The organism is Pseudomonas paralactis, assembly GCF_001439735.1.
In the GTDB taxonomy this organism is placed as follows: Bacteria; Pseudomonadota; Gammaproteobacteria; order Pseudomonadales; family Pseudomonadaceae; genus Aquipseudomonas; species Aquipseudomonas paralactis.
The window spans coordinates 23,168-39,718 of record NZ_JYLN01000002.1 but is presented as its reverse complement, the minus strand read 5'-3'; the positions used below and the strand labels follow the sequence as shown (position 1 = coordinate 39,718).

The 16,551-nt window shown below is 57.8% G+C and carries 16 protein-coding genes and 1 pseudogene; 13 read left to right on the top strand and 4 right to left on the bottom strand.

Going from position 1 to position 16,551, the window contains the following annotated elements; all coding sequences use genetic code 11:
• Positions 1-99: 99 nt before the first annotated feature.
• From TX23_RS04375 to TX23_RS04340, 8 genes and pseudogenes are all read left to right on the top strand, one after another.
• Positions 100-639 carry an HNH endonuclease gene (locus TX23_RS04375; RefSeq protein WP_057701178.1) on the top strand — a complete coding sequence of 180 codons (540 nt, stop codon included), beginning with the start codon at positions 100-102 and terminating at the stop codon, positions 637-639.
• 115 nt (positions 640-754) lie between these two features.
• On the top strand, positions 755-973 hold the full coding sequence (locus TX23_RS04370) for a hypothetical protein (RefSeq protein ID WP_057701177.1): 219 nt from the start codon (positions 755-757) through the stop codon (positions 971-973).
• A gap of 311 nt (positions 974-1,284) precedes the next feature.
• Entirely contained in the window at positions 1,285-2,292 is a 1,008-nt protein-coding gene (locus TX23_RS04360; RefSeq protein WP_057701175.1) for a hypothetical protein, read from the top strand.
• Positions 2,293-2,382: 90 nt separating this feature from the next.
• Positions 2,383-2,718, top strand: a complete 336-nt coding sequence (locus tag TX23_RS04355; protein WP_057701174.1) for a hypothetical protein — start codon at positions 2,383-2,385, stop codon at positions 2,716-2,718.
• Between the two features lie 203 nt (positions 2,719-2,921).
• The gene (locus TX23_RS04350; protein WP_057701173.1) at positions 2,922-3,362 is read left to right on the top strand and encodes a hypothetical protein; all 441 of its coding nucleotides are present in this window, start codon (positions 2,922-2,924) and stop codon (positions 3,360-3,362) included.
• Positions 3,363-3,507: 145 nt separating this feature from the next.
• Positions 3,508-4,587: a hypothetical protein gene (locus tag TX23_RS04345; RefSeq protein ID WP_057701172.1), complete on the top strand. Its 1,080-nt coding sequence runs from the start codon at positions 3,508-3,510 to the stop codon at positions 4,585-4,587.
• A gap of 164 nt (positions 4,588-4,751) precedes the next feature.
• Positions 4,752-5,036: pseudogene (locus TX23_RS26850) on the top strand (transposase domain-containing protein); the annotation flags it as partial.
• A 211-nt stretch (positions 5,037-5,247) separates the two neighbouring features.
• Positions 5,248-5,658 (top strand): YybH family protein, encoded by a 411-nt coding sequence (locus tag TX23_RS04340; RefSeq protein ID WP_005756306.1) that lies wholly within the window; start codon positions 5,248-5,250, stop codon positions 5,656-5,658.
• 1,162 nt (positions 5,659-6,820) lie between these two features.
• On the opposite strand, the gene nadB is transcribed toward TX23_RS04340, so the two are convergent.
• Positions 6,821-8,425, bottom strand: a complete 1,605-nt coding sequence (nadB, locus tag TX23_RS04330; RefSeq protein WP_057701170.1) for an L-aspartate oxidase — start codon at positions 8,423-8,425, stop codon at positions 6,821-6,823.
• A gap of 461 nt (positions 8,426-8,886) precedes the next feature.
• Here nadB and rpoE point away from each other — a divergent pair, with 461 nt between their 5' ends.
• The 4 genes from rpoE (at position 8,887) to TX23_RS04310 (ending at position 12,736) form a co-directional block, all read left to right on the top strand.
• Entirely contained in the window at positions 8,887-9,468 is a 582-nt protein-coding gene (rpoE, locus tag TX23_RS04325) for an RNA polymerase sigma factor RpoE (RefSeq protein ID WP_003172477.1), read from the top strand.
• Between the two features lie 32 nt (positions 9,469-9,500).
• The gene (locus TX23_RS04320) at positions 9,501-10,088 is read left to right on the top strand and encodes a sigma-E factor negative regulatory protein (RefSeq protein WP_057701169.1); all 588 of its coding nucleotides are present in this window, start codon (positions 9,501-9,503) and stop codon (positions 10,086-10,088) included.
• 16 nt (positions 10,089-10,104) lie between these two features.
• Entirely contained in the window at positions 10,105-11,064 is a 960-nt protein-coding gene (locus TX23_RS04315) for a MucB/RseB C-terminal domain-containing protein (RefSeq protein ID WP_057701168.1), read from the top strand.
• Between the two features lie 235 nt (positions 11,065-11,299).
• Positions 11,300-12,736, top strand: a complete 1,437-nt coding sequence (locus TX23_RS04310) for a DegQ family serine endoprotease (RefSeq protein ID WP_005786015.1) — start codon at positions 11,300-11,302, stop codon at positions 12,734-12,736.
• A 78-nt stretch (positions 12,737-12,814) separates the two neighbouring features.
• On the opposite strand, the gene TX23_RS04305 is transcribed toward TX23_RS04310, so the two are convergent.
• Entirely contained in the window at positions 12,815-14,248 is a 1,434-nt protein-coding gene (locus TX23_RS04305; RefSeq protein ID WP_057701167.1) for a M48 family metalloprotease, read from the bottom strand.
• A gap of 95 nt (positions 14,249-14,343) precedes the next feature.
• Here TX23_RS04305 and TX23_RS04300 point away from each other — a divergent pair, with 95 nt between their 5' ends.
• Positions 14,344-14,583: a sulfurtransferase TusA family protein gene (locus TX23_RS04300; protein WP_057701166.1), complete on the top strand. Its 240-nt coding sequence runs from the start codon at positions 14,344-14,346 to the stop codon at positions 14,581-14,583.
• A 912-nt stretch (positions 14,584-15,495) separates the two neighbouring features.
• Here the strand turns inward: TX23_RS04300 and TX23_RS04295 are convergent.
• Together TX23_RS04295 and TX23_RS04290 are read right to left on the bottom strand one after the other, a co-directional pair.
• A complete protein-coding gene (locus TX23_RS04295; RefSeq protein ID WP_057701165.1) occupies positions 15,496-15,969 on the bottom strand; it encodes a peroxiredoxin in 474 nt (157 codons plus the stop codon).
• A gap of 10 nt (positions 15,970-15,979) precedes the next feature.
• Positions 15,980-16,540 carry a glycine cleavage system protein R gene (locus TX23_RS04290; protein WP_003189463.1) on the bottom strand — a complete coding sequence of 187 codons (561 nt, stop codon included), beginning with the start codon at positions 16,538-16,540 and terminating at the stop codon, positions 15,980-15,982.
• Positions 16,541-16,551 lie beyond the last annotated feature (11 nt).

Genomic DNA, 16,551 nt, shown 5'->3' with positions numbered 1-16,551 from the left:
GATCACTGAGCAACCGATCAGGGCCTACACGCACCTATAAGACCCACACCACGGGTCACCCAGGAGAACCACCAACCAGACACCGAGGAGATACCCACCATGCAAAATATTCAGATCGACATTAAGACCCTTTCCGCTTCCTACAAGGCCGACTCCCTGAGCCCTTCGGGCCTTGCGACCCTTGAAGGTCAACCCGTAGGCACGCAGCGGCCCGATGGCTATTGGTCATTCCAAGGGTTGGCAGTTCACCGGGTCGTGTATGCACTGACCACCGGCACTGATCCCCAGGGCCTGTACATCGACCACAAGGACGGTGACCCAGGCAACAACAAGGCCAGCAACCTACGGGCCTGCACCAATCGCCAGAACGCACGCAACACCCCAGGCCGTGGAGGGTTCTTCCCTAAAGGGGTCTACCTCAACGCCAAGACCGGGCGCGTGACTGGCTGTGTCGAGGGCTACAACCTGCGCAAAAGCTTCATGCTTGACCGTGACCATGACAGCACACAGCTCAACGCAATGTGTCGTGCTGCTCTTGAGGCAATCCTTGAGGAACACGGCGAGTTCGCCAACGTGACCAGCTTCTACTGTCAGCTCCCGCTTGAAGCCGTAATGGGTCCCGCTGAGGGCTGGCCGTAAGGCTCACTTTAGGACCTGGGATTAAAACCCCTCACCAGGTGAGGAAGGGACACACCTACGACCTTCCTTCAAAACACACAGGAATTTTCACAGACCAGAACAGGACACCCACCACATGACCGCACACACTGAACGCCGAGTAGACACCACCGTATCCCTGGCCGTTGCCTTGCGACTGAGCCACGCCGACACCCTTAAAGCAATCGCACAGGCCCTCCCTGAGTTGCCCGCTGAGACTGACAAATTGACCCGTGCTGAGTCGATGAAGGTGGCCGAGCTGGTGAGCCCTGAGCGAACCCTTGAGGTCTTCAAGACCCTGCGCGTTGAATCGTAACGAGCGCCTACCATGCACCCAAGGTGCCGACCATCCTGACCAAATCGCAACGCTACCACCTGCACACATGGGGGGGGGGGGGCTGGACCTACAAGGCCACACCCTTGAGGAGATCCGTGAGCACTTTGAGGTCACCCAGGCCCGCCGCCGTGAGGCCAAGAAGGTACGCGAAGCTAAGGCCCGTGAGGCTACTGGGAACAGAAACCCTCACTGAGGTTACAGAACACAACCCCTTTACTTTCCACCACCAACATTGTGAGAGCCGCATGAGCTGACACACATTTACGATTGAAATTAAGGAGACCACCACCATGACCACGGAGACCACCACTGCACCGACCATCCTGACCGCTGAGGCCTTTGCTACCTTGCAGGTTTCTATCCGCGCTGACCTTGCCGTCATTCCGTCCCGCCCTTGCCCGCCTGAGGTGGACCCTAACGACTTGCCTGCCTGGGTCGAATGGATGACCACCACTGAGGAGCCGCTGAGTGAGCTGGCAGAGCGCTACAAAGTTTTCCCTACAGCGCAGCATCTGAGCGCAGCAACCATCGTGGGGGCCCTTGGGGCGAGCGTGGACGTTAGCCGACTGATGAATATGTGGGCTGACTTTTATGAGGACCGCCCTGAGGCCCTGCAAGGTCACGGACTGAGCCGCGTCAAGACCATCCTTGAACAGCGCCGATGGGCCGCCCGCTCGTTGCCCCTGGGACTGCCCCCTATCGAGGTCTGCCGTACCCTGTGGGCATTGGACCCTGAGAGCCCTACAGGCTTGCGTTCTGTCCGCACCGGGAAGGCCCTCAAAGGTGAGCCCCGTGCTAAAGGGTCGGTCATTGTGTACCGGCCTGCCACTGGCGAGAAATTCAGCTTTGACCCTGACGACATCGTGTTTGCCCTTGAGGAAGACCTTGACGGGAACGAGCTGACAACCTTTGAGCGTGCCGAGCTGGCACGTATCGAACAACTAAAGGAGGACCGTGAGTCTGTGACCACTATCACCGAGGCCGAACTACAGGCCATCAATAAAGAATTCCCAGCGGCTGCCCGCCTTGCATTCATCGACATGCGCCTACGCTATAACAACCGCCGTTGTGAGTTCCGTACCTGGGACCATGAGGCCAAGCGTGTCACCTTCGATGCACCGGCTGTCCTGGCTGACATGCGTAGCTATGTGGGTGTTCGTACCGTTGAGCGCTTTGAGCGACTGGTAGAGCAGGGCATTGACCTTGCGGGCATCCTTTGCGCCCACCTACGCATCCCCCTGATTAAAGGCTCCCTGATGTTCCAAGACCCGGACAACACCGCGCAGGGTCGTATCTAAGGTTCATCCTAAAGCAACCACACACCTCACCTTCCTGGGCTCACTGAGAGCCTGGGCGGCACCCTATCGACCTCTAAAAGGAGAACCCTTATGACAACCACACAGATGACCGCAACCCACGCTATCGCTATCACCCTGGGCGGTGAACACCGAACCGTTAAGGACCGCGCTGAGATCATTCTGAGCAACCTTGAAGAATCCGGCGCAGTGATCAAAGCGCCACACCTTGGCGGTTTTCGTTGGACCTTGACCAGTCCTCACCCGTCCTTTCCCGGTGACGTTGTGGCCGAGCATGGTTTCTACCTGAACGCCTCACAGGCTCGCTATGAAACCCTTTTGGTCTCCCCGGCGATTGGCTTAATGCTGGCCGCTGTGGTCCGCAAGCCTGGGCACATGGCAAAGGTCGTCGCACTGACAGCGACGTGACCGAGCTTCAAGAGCCCTCAATGGGTCCTCAACCCTAAGCCCGTATCTCAATCCCGTTTCACCTCACTAAGGAGAGAGTAGAGCGTCCCGTTAACTAAGTCTGTCCGATACGGCACAGCGCAGCGTGAGTCTGACCAAGTATGAGTCAGCAGCGCGGGACACCTTCGGCCCACACCACCAACACACAAAGGAGAGCTACCACCATGAAACTCAATATTTCCCGTTTGTCTGAAACCAAGTATGAAGTCCAAGGCCAAGAGGTCACCAAGGAATTTGCCGAGGGTGCAATGCTGGCCGGTCTGTTCGCTGCCTGTGGTCGCAACGTAGACCGCATGACTGAAATCTGTGACCAGTATGAAGCTGTCGGCCTGTCGCCGCGTGGCTTCCCTGACGAGTTCCGCAAGGTCTCTATTCAACGCGCTGAGGTTAGCCGTGAGGAAGAAAAGCGCCGTAAGGACGCTGCGTTCTTTGCTGAGCGCAACCGTCAAATGGCTGAGGCACATGACCCGCTGGCAATCGCCCGTAAGAAGGCTGAGCGTGAGGCCAAAGAGGCCAAGATTCGTGCCCATGGTCAGAACATCCGTGCGTCCCGTAATGGTGGCCGTTCAATCATGGCGTGGGATGAAAACGACACCTGGATCTAATCCCAGGGTCACCCTTAGAGCCACCCGCTGAGGGCCCCTCTGTGGACCTTCACGCCTCATCAAGAACACCTGCAAGACACCTTGTCGACTTAGCCCATTCAGGCGCTGAGCGAGACCCTATTGATTCCCTAAAGGAGATTCCCACATGTCTAAAGTAAAACTGAACCACGCAACCGGCACCATTAACCGCAACACTGACCACCGTGACGCCCGTGACCGTTTCGCCATGCCTGACCGTATGCACGTTGAGTCGGTCGTTGAGGGTTCCACTGTGGCCCGTTTCAGTGACTCCCGTTTACGTCAAGGCGCTGCACCTAACGAACTGGACTACGTGGCCTTCATGCAGAACGGTATCAACACTTACCTCAACTCCGAGGACTGGCGTGAGGCTGCTGAGGAGGCAATCTCCTGTGAGTTCCGTCCTACAGGTACTGAGCCGACCGTGCAACAAGTGGCCCTACTGGAAAGCCGAGACATCGAGTTCGACCCACGCACCTCCCTGTATGACCGTTCGCAAGTGGTCACCAAGGGTAAGGCCATCGCCGGTGACTTCCTGTTCTCTGAGCCTTGCAGCACTGCCGCCCTGTTCTCGACCCGCCTGACTGTGCTGGATGCAAACGTCATCGCAGGCTTCACCGCCAACGGCGCAGAACAAACCATCGTCAAGCTGCTGACTGACTTCCAAATCCAGTGCAACACCACCGTGGCTAAGATCCTGGCTAAGACCGCCAACCTGCGTAAGGTCAAGGCAACCATGCCTATAGGCGCACCGCGTGAAGTCGCTGAGGACCTTATCGACATCCTGGCCGTCAACGTAGACACCGCCTTTGGTTCAGGTCTGGATGACTTCACCTACATGCTCCCAATCAGCATGGGGCCGACCCTTGATCGTGCCGCACAGCGTGCTGGCGTAGAGGACGTGTCCGAGTTGATCGGCGCGGGTATCCAGTACCACAGCGGCCCTAAAGGTCTGATCTTTATGGTCCCTAACGCCTTCGCCATGCTGTCTTTCCGTGAGCAACGTGACGGCGACATCTGGTCGACCCATGTTACCCGTAACCCAGCCATCCAAGGTTTCGACATCGAGATTAGCGGTGTGGCTGACGTAGTGGCTAACGCTATGGTCCGCCTCAAGATCGCCAACCCAGCCGACCCTAAAGAGAAGCTGCAAACCGAGACCGTCAAGTATCCAGTGGTCACCTTGATCGAACTGGAAACCAAGTGACACCCGATGCACCTACAGGGCTCTCGCAAGGGTTCCTTGTGGGCTTCGATAAGATCCCTTTCGGTCCTCTCCTATGAGGTCCTTGAGGAATAAGGTTTCACCAAAACACTAATTCACTGGATTTAGACGCCGGGTGACTGTGAGGGATCTTATCGAAGTCTTGACGCTGGGTAGCGCTGACGCGCTACCTTGATGACGGAGCTGTGCCCATCGACAATAATCCAGTCGAAAATCAGATCCGACCATGGGCTCTCGGGCGCTCGAATTGGTTGTTTGCCGGGTCGCTTCGCAGTGGTAAACGAGCGGCGGCGATTATGAGCTTGATCCAGTCTGCCCGGCTGAATGGGCATGATCCATATGCCTATCTCAAAGATGTGCTAACTCGGTTGCCGGCGCAGCGGGCGAGTGAGATCGGCCAGTTGCTGCCGCATCAGTGGAGACCGGTGTAGTGGCAAACGGTGTGCCCATGCAGGATTGTATCAGTTGATTTTCTTGGCTTTATGCGGCAGATTCATGCCATGAACAGTTACAGTTTCCGTTGCGCAAGTTCAATTATTATCGCCTTCACATAGGTGGTGGGGCTGCGTACGATCTGCCGAACCCCGCCTCAAAAGCGGGGTTTTTCATTCCTGCTTCTGAGGCTCATACAGGAGCACAGGAATGGACGCACTTACCCGAACTCTCAAAGAGACAATCGAGGCCGCTGATCGCGCTATCACAGCCGAAGATTTCGACGAACTGATGAAATTTTATGCGGATGACGCCAGTCTTGTGGTCAAACCAGGATTGACCGTCTCAGGCAAAGAGAGCATCCGCCGAGCTTTTGTCGCCATTGCGGATCATTTCAATAACAGCATCGTTGTCACACAGGGGGAGATCCAAGTTATACAAGGAGGTGATGTAGCTCTCGTTATCATGGAGACCTTGCTACAGGCCACGGATAAGGACGGTGTGAAAACTGAGATTTCGCGCAGGGCGACCTACGTGTTTCGACAAATCTCGGAAAAATGGCTATGCGTAGTGGACAACTCCTATGGGACGTCGCTACTTGATAGCGTCGTCGGATCGTAGGACATCAAAAGGGTAGTGCCTACTCCTGCAAGTAGGCTCCATCACCCACAAACGAAAGGCGGCAGTTTAGCTATCAGCAAGGTGTGTCTGCCAGACGCTTACACTAAGGCCTTCTGGCGTCTGGTCTGTACTGTGGCCTTGCTGATTGGCTTAACGATCCCTGAGGGGATGCTTGAGCTGGTCTCTGAGGTTGTCCGTGAGGTGCTGTCTGACCTGGGCACAGGCATAGCCGCTGCTGTACTGACTGCCCCGTGGGTCACTCTTGTGGCCGCTGTGTGATGACCTGACAGACCCTGAGCTGTGGCCCTATAGCCACCTTTGGGTATGTCAGTTGGTTGTCATTGTGTCAGTTTGATAGCGTCAAAATCTCAATCCCGGATCCCCTCACTAAGGAGAGAGGAGAGACCCTCCCTGATGGTCCCTTAATGACCTCTCTATGAGCGTTACCTTAAAGGTCCCTCATGTTCGCAATCCGACACTGACCGTCGATAGTTAACGCCAATCCCGTGGAACTTCAGCCAGGATACTTCGAGAGCCTTAATGACACCTCATCGGGTTCCTCAGTGATTGGTGATTATTGCTGATAAGCATCACCTCCCTTAGCTGTATCGTTCAGGCCTCAGTGGCTTGTCCTTTATCCCTATTCGCATCCTGAGACCGTAGGGTCTACGGGTTATGGTGGCCTGTCTCCCAGGAGGCGTATGGATGTGATAGAGGTCAAGGCCAGTGAGTCTTATAAGACAGCTCACCATCTCCTTTTAGAGCCCCAGGGTCTGCCATCCTTAGGCCCTGGGCGCGTCACCTTGAGCTTTCCTTTAAGCGTTCATGCTGGCCCCCTATGGTCCCTGCTGAGGTTGCTTAAAACAGGTCTCTGTCTGGAAAACCCCTTAAGTACTGAGCCCAGGGCATGACTTGCTGGATACTCAATGTTGACTCGATGACGCCCCAAGGGTGATGAGAAAATGACACAAAAATCTGAGTGACCACCTGTAATTACTAACCTGCGCGCTTACCCCCGTAGGCCCTCGCGCACTCGCTCAGGCGCACGATAAGGACCCTTGCGGGCAGGCGATAAGGACCCCAGCGTTGGGACAAATGTGCGCCAAAGCTGTTACAAAACGGGGTTCTATGGTGCTACGCTAAGGTCTCTTAACGTGCCTCATCAGGTCGGTGTAAGGATCGTATCCTTCGCCTCTGGCAGCATCCCTGGATAGTCCAGCGTGTAGTGCAGACCCCGAGATTCCTTACGTTCCATGGCAGACCTGATCATCAGTTCCGCTACTTGAGCAAGGTTCCTCAATTCAATCAGGTCTCTGCTTACTCGGTAGTTGCTGTAGAACTCGTCAATCTCGTCCAACAGCAAGCGTACCCGGTGCTGCGCCCGTTGCAGGCGCTTGTTGGTGCGCACAATGCCCACGTAGTCCCACATGAAACGCCGCAACTCGTCCCAGTTGTGAGCGATGATCACGTCTTCGTCCGAATCGGTGACCTGGCTGGCGTCCCAGCGGGGCAGGGCGGCCGGAACCGGGATATGCGGCAGTTGTTCCAGAATATCCGCCGCTGCCGAGCGTGCGTACACAAAACATTCAAGCAGTGAGTTGCTGGCCATGCGGTTGGCACCGTGCAGGCCGGTAAAACTGGTTTCGCCGATGGCATAGAGGCCGGGCACGTCGGTGCGCCCGTGCTGGTCGACCATCACGCCGCCGCAGGTATAGTGCGCAGCCGGCACCACTGGGATCGGACCTTTGGTGATGTCGATATTGAAGGTCAGGCAGCGTTCATAGACGGTCGGAAAGTGTGTCTTGATAAACGCTTCGGGCTTGTGGCTGATGTCCAGGTAGACGCAATCGATACCCAGGCGCTTCATCTCGTGGTCGATGGCGCGGGCGACAATGTCGCGCGGTGCCAGCTCGGCGCGTGGGTCGAAGCGCTGCATGAAGCGCTCGCCATTGGGCAGCTTCAAGTGCGCACCTTCGCCGCGCAGGGCTTCGGTGATCAGGAAGCTCTTGGCTTGCGGGTGGTACAGGCAAGTAGGGTGGAACTGGTTGAACTCCAGGTTGGCCACCCGGCAGCCCGAGCGCCAGGCCATGGCAATGCCGTCACCGCAGGCGCCGTCGGGATTGCTGGTATAGAGATAAACCTTGGCTGCCCCGCCCGAGGCAAGAATAGTGAAGCGCGCGCCGTAGGTATCGACTTCGCCACTGGTGCGATTGAGTACGTAGGCGCCAAGGCAGCGCTCGCCGTCCAGACCCAGACGTTTTTCGGTGATCAGGTCGACGGCGACGCGTTGCTCCAGTAACTGAATGTTGGGCCGTTGGCGCGCCTGTTCGAGCAGGGTCTTGAAAATCGCAGCACCGGTGGCGTCGGCGGCGTGAATGATGCGGCGATGGCTGTGGCCGCCTTCGCGGGTCAGGTGGAACTCAAAGCCGCCGTCGTCGCTGCCGGCATGTTCATCGCGGGTGAAGGGTACGCCTTGGTCGATCAGCCATTGGATGGCTTCGCGGCTGTGCTCGACGGTGAAGCGTACGGCGTCTTCATTGCACAGACCGCCGCCGGCGTTGAGGGTGTCTTCGACGTGCGATTGCACCGTGTCGGTGTCGTCCAGTACCGCCGCGACACCGCCCTGGGCCCAGAATGTCGAGCCGTTGGCCAGGTCGCCCTTGCTCAAAACCGCAATGCGCAGGTGGGGGGGCAGGGTCAGGGCAAGGCTCAAGCCGGCTGCACCGCTGCCGATCACCAGCACATCGTGTTGAAACTGTTGGCTCATTTGAAGGATTCCGCAAAAAGCGATCCGAAGGAGCGGCGCAAACAGGACGCCTGGATCGGCGAATCAAAGGGTCACACGGGCCACTAGTATATAGAGGGGTGGAGCGGCACAATAGCCACGCATTCGTGGCATTGTGAGATTATGCCGCGCAGCTTTGGGAAACGGCCGGTTGGCGGGACGGGAACTTTTTGCATGAGCCCCGACTCAATAGCAGGTTGCCCGAAAGCTGGGAAAACGTTGAGTTTATTGGCCCGTCGGGAGCATTGGACGCGTCACGAAACCGGCGACAAGATTATTCGCGCAGCCGGCCCCGCCCGGGCTGCGTTTTTCGTGTGTGCCAAATCAGTGCATGCCGGAAACTTGCTTGAAGGGGGAGAACTTTTGCGAAAAGCCCGAGTCTATGTTTGCAAGCCTGATCGTTTAGTTATGCAAGCCTCGTTCAAGTACAACGAGGAGTGTTCATGCTAACCCAGGAAGAGGATCAGCAGCTGGTCGAGCGCGTACAACGCGGCGACAAGCGAGCATTTGATCTGCTAGTGCTGAAATACCAGCACAAAATTCTCGGGTTGATCGTGCGGTTTGTGCACGACACCCATGAAGCGCAGGACGTTGCACAGGAAGCCTTTATCAAGGCTTACCGTGCACTTGGAAATTTCCGCGGTGACAGCGCGTTTTACACGTGGCTATACCGTATCGCTATTAACACGGCGAAGAACTATCTGGTGTCTCGCGGCCGCCGCCCACCAGACAGTGATGTCAGTTCAGAAGATGCTGAGTTTTACGATGGTGATCACGGCCTCAAAGATCTCGAGTCGCCGGAGCGTGCATTGCTGCGCGACGAGATCGAAGGCACCGTCCATCGAACCATTCAGCAACTGCCAGAAGATTTGCGTACGGCGTTAACTTTACGTGAATTCGATGGTCTGAGTTACGAAGACATTGCGAGCGTCATGCAATGTCCGGTGGGGACTGTAAGGTCACGGATTTTCCGGGCCCGGGAAGCCATCGACAAAGCCTTGCAACCATTGTTGCAGGAAAACTAAAGACAGCGGCGACAGCCAAGAGAGGAACCGCCATGAGTCGTGATGCCCTGCAGGAATCGCTGTCCGCAGTGATGGATAACGAAGCGGATGAACTGGAACTTCGTCGAGTGCTCAACGCATTTGATGACGCCCAAACCCGTGATACCTGGTCTCGTTACCAAGTCGCTCGGGCGGTGATGCACAAGGATCTTTTAATCCCTCGTCTGGATATTGCTGCGGCCGTTTCTGCCGCGCTGGCTGATGAAGCCGTTCCGGCCAAGACTGCTCGTGGCCCGTGGCGTAGCCTGGGTCGACTGGCAGTGGCTGCCTCGGTGACTGTGGCCGTACTGGCTGGTGTTCGTCTGTACAATCAGGATGAAATTGCCGGTGCCGAACTGGCCCAGCAAACTCAGCAACCGGTCATGGCGGGTCCACAAGTCAAAGGTCCGGCTGTACTGGCAGGCTACAAGGAAAGCTCCGATGCCACCGGCCCTATGGCCAACGGTGTGCTTCAAGGGCAATCCGGCTGGCAAGATCAGCGTCTTCCAGGCTACCTGCGTCAGCACGCTCAGGAATCGGCTGCCAAAGGCACCGAAAGCGCTCTGCCGTACGCTCGCGCAGCCAGTCAGGAAAACCGCTGATTCGCTAAGGAGCTCTATGCGCGCCATACCGCTCCTTACGCTTTTGCTCAGTAGTTGGTTTGCACTATCCGCCCATGCCGATGAAGCCCAAGACTGGCTGACTCGACTTGGGCGTGCAGAGCAGCAGCAAAGCTTTGAAGGTACGTTTGTTTACGAACGCAATGGCAGTTTTTCTACCCACGCTATCTGGCACCGGGTTCAGGATGGTCATGTTCGTGAACGGCTGCTGCAACTGGATGGCCCACCCCGGGAAACGGTACGGTTGGATGGCCGGACGCAATGCGTCAGTGGCGATCTGATTGCTGGGTTGGTCAAATCTTCCGATGCACCCTCGCGTGCTTTCGATTCAAAAAAACTCACTCAATTTTATGAACTGGCCGTCATTGGCAAATCCCGCGTGGCTGGTCGTCACGCAGTGATTGTGTCGATCAGCCCGCGAGATCACTACCGCTACGGTTTTGAGTTGCATCTGGATCGTGAGACGGCTCTGCCGCTTAAATCCCTGCTGCTCAATGATCAGGGGCAGTTGCTGGAGCGCTTTCAATATGCTCGCCTGGATACCTCGGTCATTCCTGCCGAGCACGACTTAAAGCCAGGCAGCGGATGTTCGCCCGTCGCTGTTTCCACCGATAAAGCCTCTGACATGCCTGCCTCCCAGGCGTGGCATCTGGATTGGCTGCCGCCTGGCTTCAAGCAGATCAGCAGCGCTACGCGCAAAGACTCCCAAACGGAATCGAGCGTCGATAGCCTGATGTATGACGATGGGCTCGCACGGTTTTCTGTATTTCTTGAGTCCGCCAGGGGCGCCGATATGAATGAAACCCGCGCTCAGCTCGGCCCGACTGTGGCGGTTTCTCGGCGTTTGAATACGGTTGACGGGGAGATGATGGTTACCGTGGTAGGGGAAATTCCGGTCGGCACTGCTGAGCGTATCGCGCTGTCGGTACGCGGTGAAAAGGCCGCTGCCAAGCCGTGAGATTGTTAATTCTATGTTCATCCTGACCTTTCAATCTGTGCCCAGGTTTGTTTGGGGAGCGAGCGTATGAAACTTCTGGATCAGCATTTTCACTTGCAAAAACTTCCCATGTTTTTTATAGGTCAGGGTTTGTTGGCTCTGGCCTTGTTTTGTTCGCGGAACAAAAATGTCGTTTGTCGCATTCGGCGTTTATTGGACCCTGTCGCTCAACCCTGCTCGTCGTAACGGGAGCTGTATGTCGATACCACGTTTGAAGTCTTACCTATCCATAGTTGCCACAGTGCTGGTGCTGGGTCAGGCCTTACCTGCGCAAGCAGTCGAGCTGCCTGACTTCACCCAACTGGTAGAGCAAGCCTCACCGGCCGTGGTCAATATCAGTACCACCCAGAAACTGCCGGATCGCAAAGTCTCGAACCAGCAAATGCCCGACCTGGAAGGCTTGCCGCCCATGCTGCGCGAGTTCTTCGAGCGCGGCATGCCGCAGCCGCGCACCCCTCGTGGCGGCGGGGGGCAGCGCGAAGCCCAGTCCCTGGGTTCGGGCTTCATCATTTCGCCTGACGGCTATATCCTGACCAACAATCACGTGATCGCCGATGCTGACGAAATCCTCGTGCGCCTGGCCGATCGCAGTGAGCTCAAGGCCAAGCTGATCGGTACCGACCCGCGTTCCGACGTCGCCTTGCTTAAAATTGACGGCAAGGACCTGCCGGTTCTCAAACTGGGCAAGTCTCAGGACTTGAAGGCTGGCCAATGGGTTGTCGCGATCGGTTCGCCATTCGGCTTTGACCATACCGTCACCCAGGGTATCGTCAGTGCCATTGGCCGCAGCCTGCCAAACGAGAACTACGTACCGTTCATCCAGACCGACGTGCCGATCAACCCGGGCAACTCCGGCGGTCCATTGTTCAACCTGGCCGGCGAAGTGGTGGGCATCAACTCACAGATCTACACCCGTTCCGGTGGTTTCATGGGCGTGTCTTTCGCGATCCCGATCGACGTGGCCATGGACGTCTCCAATCAGTTGAAAAGCGGTGGCAAGGTCAGCCGTGGCTGGTTGGGCGTAGTGATCCAGGAAGTGAACAAAGATCTGGCTGAATCCTTCGGCCTCGACAAGCCGGCCGGTGCCCTGGTTGCGCAAATCCAGGACAATGGCCCAGCAGCCAAAGGCGGCCTGAAAGTTGGCGACGTGATTTTGAGCATGAACGGCCAACCCATCGTGATGTCGGCTGACCTGCCTCATCTGGTCGGCGCGCTCAAGGCCGGCGGCAAAGCCAAGCTGGAAGTGATTCGTGACGGCAAGCGCCAGAACGTTGAGCTGACCGTTGGTGCGATCCCGGAAGAAGGCGCGACGCTGGATGCCCTCGGTAACGCCAAGCCCGGTGCAGAGCGCAGCAGTAACCGCCTGGGCATCGCCGTGGTTGAACTGACCGCCGAGCAGAAGAAGACGTTTGACCTGCAAAGCGGTGTGGTCATCAAGGAAGTCCAGGACGGCCCAGCCGCCTTGATCGGCCTGCAGCCGGGCGATGTGATCACTCACCTGAACAATCAGGCGATCAACACCACCAAGGAGTTCACCGACATCGCCAAGGCGTTGCCGAAGAACCGTTCAGTGTCGATGCGCGTACTGCGTCAAGGTCGTGCCAGCTTCATCACCTTCAAGTTGGCCGAGTAATCGTTAAGCCTGCTCCAATAGAAACAAAAAGCCCCGCTGCCGGTTAACGGCAGCGGGGCTTTTTTGTGGGTGACGGGTTTAGCTCATCATCCCTTTCACCAGACGTTCCTGTTCGATCAGCTCACGCTGGCGTGCGTCGATACGTGAGGACAGTGGGAAGTTATTGCCGGCGCGGCGCTTGGCAAAGTCCAGTTGCTGGATGGCCTGCTGGAAGTCCCCCACCAGTGCGAAGTACTCGGCGCGAGCCTGGTGCAGGCCGATGATGTTGCCGGACAAGCCTCGCGTCTCGGCGACCTGATACCAGACGTCCGGATCGTCGGGGCGTGACTTGAGCAAACCGTCCAGGGCCTTCTCGGCATCGGCGGTACGGTTCTGCTTAAGCAGCAGGTCGACCCGCACCTGGTTCAGCGGGTAGTTGCTGGGGTACTGGGTGAGCATTCGGTCAGTACGTTGCTGGGCATCCGCCATCCGATTGTTGGTGATGTCCAGTTCGATCTGCGCCAGGTTGTAGGTGATGTCATTGGGCGCTTTGGCCAGCAGCGGTGCCAGGCTTTCACGCGCTTCCTTGAGTTGGACGCCCTTGATCTGCGCAATGGCCAGGCCATAACGCGCCACATCGTTTTTGGGGTTGTCGTCCAATTGTGCCTGGAAGCGCTTGGCAGCCAGGCCTGGCGTGTCTTCGTACTTCAACTGCACGCGTGCGCGAATCAGTTGATAGCGCAGGCTGTCTTCCTTGCCGCCAGGTTTGGCCTGTTCGGCGCGGTTGCGGGTGTCGGCGATACGCGATTCGGTCACCGGGTGCGTCAACAGGAACTCCGGTGGCTTGGCATCGAAGCGATACTGGCGCATCAGGCGCTCGAACATGGTGGGCATCGACCGCGGGTCGTAGCCGGCTTTCTCCAGGTTGAGGATGCCGATGCGGTCGGCCTCTTGTTCGTTCTGTCGGGAGAACCTGCGCTGCTCCTGGATCGCAGCCGCTTGCGAACCGGCAATCGCGGCGATACCTGCATCACCGGCTCCCGCCGCGGCGGCAATTATGCCGCCAAGCAGGGCGGCCATCATCGGCAGTTGCATGCGTGATTGCGCTTCCACGCCTCGGGCGAAGTGACGCTGGGACAAGTGCGCCAGTTCGTGGGCCAGTACCGAGGCGTATTCACCTTCGGTCTGGGCATTGAGGAACAAGCCGCCGTTCACCCCAATGATCCCCCCGGGTGCCGCAAAGGCGTTGAGCTGCGGGCTGTTGATCAGGATGAACTCCAGGCGCCGATCGTTGACCTGGCTGGTCTCCACCAGCTTGTACACGCTGGTTTCTACGTAGTCCTTGAGTTGCGGGTCGTTAAGCTGCGACACCTGACCGCGCAAATAGGCCAGCCAGGCGCGGCCCAGTTGGTATTCCTGTTGGGGCGAGACAATGGCAGAACTGGCGTCACCAAGTGACGGCAGGTCGTCAGCGAAGGCCGGGGAGGCCAGCAGGCAGGCCAGCGTCAGCAGGGTAGGGCGCAAAAAAGTCATGCACAAAGCCTTTCGACAAAGAGCTTACTGTAGCCGGACACTGAGCTTGGGACCAGATATTCTAAGCGGCCCGAATGTTTGCCTGGAGTAACACTATGACCGACGCCGTCGCCTTTGACGCCGAACTTGATGCTAGCGGTCTGAACTGCCCGTTGCCCTTGCTCAAGGCCAAGCTGGAACTCAATCGATTGGCCAGCGGGGCCGTGCTTAAAGTGATCGCCACCGATGCAGGCTCCCAGCGCGATTTCCGCACTTTTGCCAAGCTGGCGGGCCATACGCTGGTCCAGGAAGAAGAGGCCGCTGGCGTGTACCGTTATTGGTTGCGCAAGGCCTGAGGGCCTTACGAGGCAAGGTATCTACACAACTTCGGTACCAAGCTGACCCTGTGGCGAAGGGAGCTTGCTCCCGTGACGACCTGACGGCCGATGCTTGTCTACCTGACCCACCACGATCCAAATGTGGGAGCTGGCTTGCCTGCGAAGACGGCCTGACAGCCGCCCCCTATCTACCTGACACCCTGCGATCAAACTGTGGGAGCGGGCTTGCTCGCGAAGGCGGCCTGATAGCCGCCCCCTATCTACCTGACACCCTGCGATCAAACTGTGGGAGCCTGCTTGCCTGCGAAGACGGCCTGATAGCCGACACCTATCTACCTGACACCCTGCGATCAAACTGTGGGAGCCTGCTTGCCTGCGAAGACGGCCTGATAGCCGCCCCCTATCTGCCTGACACCCTGCGATCAAACTGTGGGAGCTGGCTTGCCTGCGAAGACGGCCTGACAGCCGCCCCCCTATCTATCTGACACCCCGCAATCCAACTGTGTGCGGGCTTGCTCGCTAAGGCGGCCTGACAGGCGACACAGTTGGATTGGGTACATATCCATTGCTGCGGTAACGGCCACTTAGGGTTCCGCCCTGACGGCGGGTCACTTTGGAAAAGCCCCAAAGTAACCAAAGGGCTCTTGCCCCACCACTCGGCACCTCGCTTGGGCTCGGTGTGCCCGTAATCCGCCAGTGATTTGGGGGGCCGCCGCCACGCGCCATCCATGGCGCGGGGCGGCTAAACCGGCATCCCTGCCGGTTTACCCCCCAAATCCCTGTCGAATTCCGGCCAGCGTGGTTTAACGGGGCGCCTGAGATCAAGATCACAAGCAGATCAAGATCAAGAGCTACTCGCTTCGCATCGTGGTTACCGTGTGTGCTACAGCCCACAAAGTTGTGTAGATACCTATGCTTATCGAGGCAAGATCAAGCCTTGTTCAGCGCCTGCGCTGCCGCCAGCACGGCATCAACATGCCCCGGCACTTTCACGCCGCGCCATTCCTGACGGAGCACACCTTGGCTGTCGATCAGGAAGGTGCTGCGATCCACGCCCAGGTATTCCTTGCCGTACAGCTTCTTCAACTTGATCACATCAAACAGCTGGCAGACCGCTTCGTCCTTATCGCTGATCAGCTCGAACGGAAATGCTTGTTTGCCCTTGAAGTTCTCGTGGGACTTCACGCTGTCACGCGACACGCCGAACACTTCGGTGTTGGCCGCCTTGAACGCCGCGTACTGGTCACGAAAGCCCTGGCCTTCGGTGGTGCAGCCAGGGGTGCTGTCCTTGGGGTAGAAGTAGATCACTACTTGCTTACCCTTGAGGGCGGCGAGGCTGAAAGTCTGGCCGCTGGTGGCCTGGGCTTCGAAATCGGCCACGGGTGTGTCGATGGCTACCGGCATGAGTCCTTCCTTACATTGGGTTCTGTGGGCGCCACGGCTCGATCAACGCGTCGAGGTTCAGGGCATCGGCGAAATCCAGGAACTGGTCGCGCAGCCAACTGATCTGTACGCCGGCCGGCAAAGTCACGGTAAAGGTGGCATTGAGCATGGTGCCGCCGGTTTGTGGCGCCTGGTAGGTGTCACAGGTCAGGTTTTCCAGCTCGACGTTATGGTCGATAAAGAACTGGCACAGCTCGTTGACGATGTCCGAACGGTAGGCTGAGCTGACGTAGGCCACGTAAGGCAACGCCTGTGGGCGATTTTCCAGGGCGGCGCTGCGCACCACGTTGACGGTAAAGTCGTGTTTTTTGGCCAGGCCCGGCAGGCCGGTTTCCAGGCGCGCCAGGGCGTCCCAGGAGCCGGAAATCTGCAGGACCAGCGCGCTGCACTCGCCGTGGCGAGTCAGGCGCGAGGTCACGACCGCGCAGCGGTTCTCATGGCTGGCGCGGCACAGGACGTTGGTCAGCTCCATGGGGTTGGCGCCGAGGGCACTGATAACAAGGAATTGTTCGCGAACTGTGGGGGTGGACATGCAGCCTTCCT

What these genes read in the sequence shown, in the direction of transcription:
- TX23_RS04290 (WP_003189463.1), bottom strand. Translation starts at nt 16,540, where the DNA reads ATGTCCACCCCCACAGTTCGCGAACAATTCCTTGTTATCAGTGCCCTC.
- TX23_RS04370 (WP_057701177.1), top strand. Translation starts at nt 755, where the DNA reads ATGACCGCACACACTGAACGCCGAGTAGACACCACCGTATCCCTGGCC.
- TX23_RS04305 (WP_057701167.1), bottom strand. Translation starts at nt 14,248, where the DNA reads ATGACTTTTTTGCGCCCTACCCTGCTGACGCTGGCCTGCCTGCTGGCC.
- TX23_RS04300 (WP_057701166.1), top strand. Translation starts at nt 14,344, where the DNA reads ATGACCGACGCCGTCGCCTTTGACGCCGAACTTGATGCTAGCGGTCTG.
- TX23_RS04360 (WP_057701175.1), top strand. Translation starts at nt 1,285, where the DNA reads ATGACCACGGAGACCACCACTGCACCGACCATCCTGACCGCTGAGGCC.
- nadB (WP_057701170.1), bottom strand. Translation starts at nt 8,425, where the DNA reads ATGAGCCAACAGTTTCAACACGATGTGCTGGTGATCGGCAGCGGTGCA.
- TX23_RS04340 (WP_005756306.1), top strand. Translation starts at nt 5,248, where the DNA reads ATGGACGCACTTACCCGAACTCTCAAAGAGACAATCGAGGCCGCTGAT.
- TX23_RS04295 (WP_057701165.1), bottom strand. Translation starts at nt 15,969, where the DNA reads ATGCCGGTAGCCATCGACACACCCGTGGCCGATTTCGAAGCCCAGGCC.
- TX23_RS04350 (WP_057701173.1), top strand. Translation starts at nt 2,922, where the DNA reads ATGAAACTCAATATTTCCCGTTTGTCTGAAACCAAGTATGAAGTCCAA.
- TX23_RS04320 (WP_057701169.1), top strand. Translation starts at nt 9,501, where the DNA reads ATGAGTCGTGATGCCCTGCAGGAATCGCTGTCCGCAGTGATGGATAAC.
- TX23_RS04355 (WP_057701174.1), top strand. Translation starts at nt 2,383, where the DNA reads ATGACAACCACACAGATGACCGCAACCCACGCTATCGCTATCACCCTG.
- TX23_RS04375 (WP_057701178.1), top strand. Translation starts at nt 100, where the DNA reads ATGCAAAATATTCAGATCGACATTAAGACCCTTTCCGCTTCCTACAAG.
- TX23_RS04345 (WP_057701172.1), top strand. Translation starts at nt 3,508, where the DNA reads ATGTCTAAAGTAAAACTGAACCACGCAACCGGCACCATTAACCGCAAC.
- rpoE (WP_003172477.1), top strand. Translation starts at nt 8,887, where the DNA reads ATGCTAACCCAGGAAGAGGATCAGCAGCTGGTCGAGCGCGTACAACGC.
- TX23_RS04310 (WP_005786015.1), top strand. Translation starts at nt 11,300, where the DNA reads ATGTCGATACCACGTTTGAAGTCTTACCTATCCATAGTTGCCACAGTG.
- TX23_RS04315 (WP_057701168.1), top strand. Translation starts at nt 10,105, where the DNA reads ATGCGCGCCATACCGCTCCTTACGCTTTTGCTCAGTAGTTGGTTTGCA.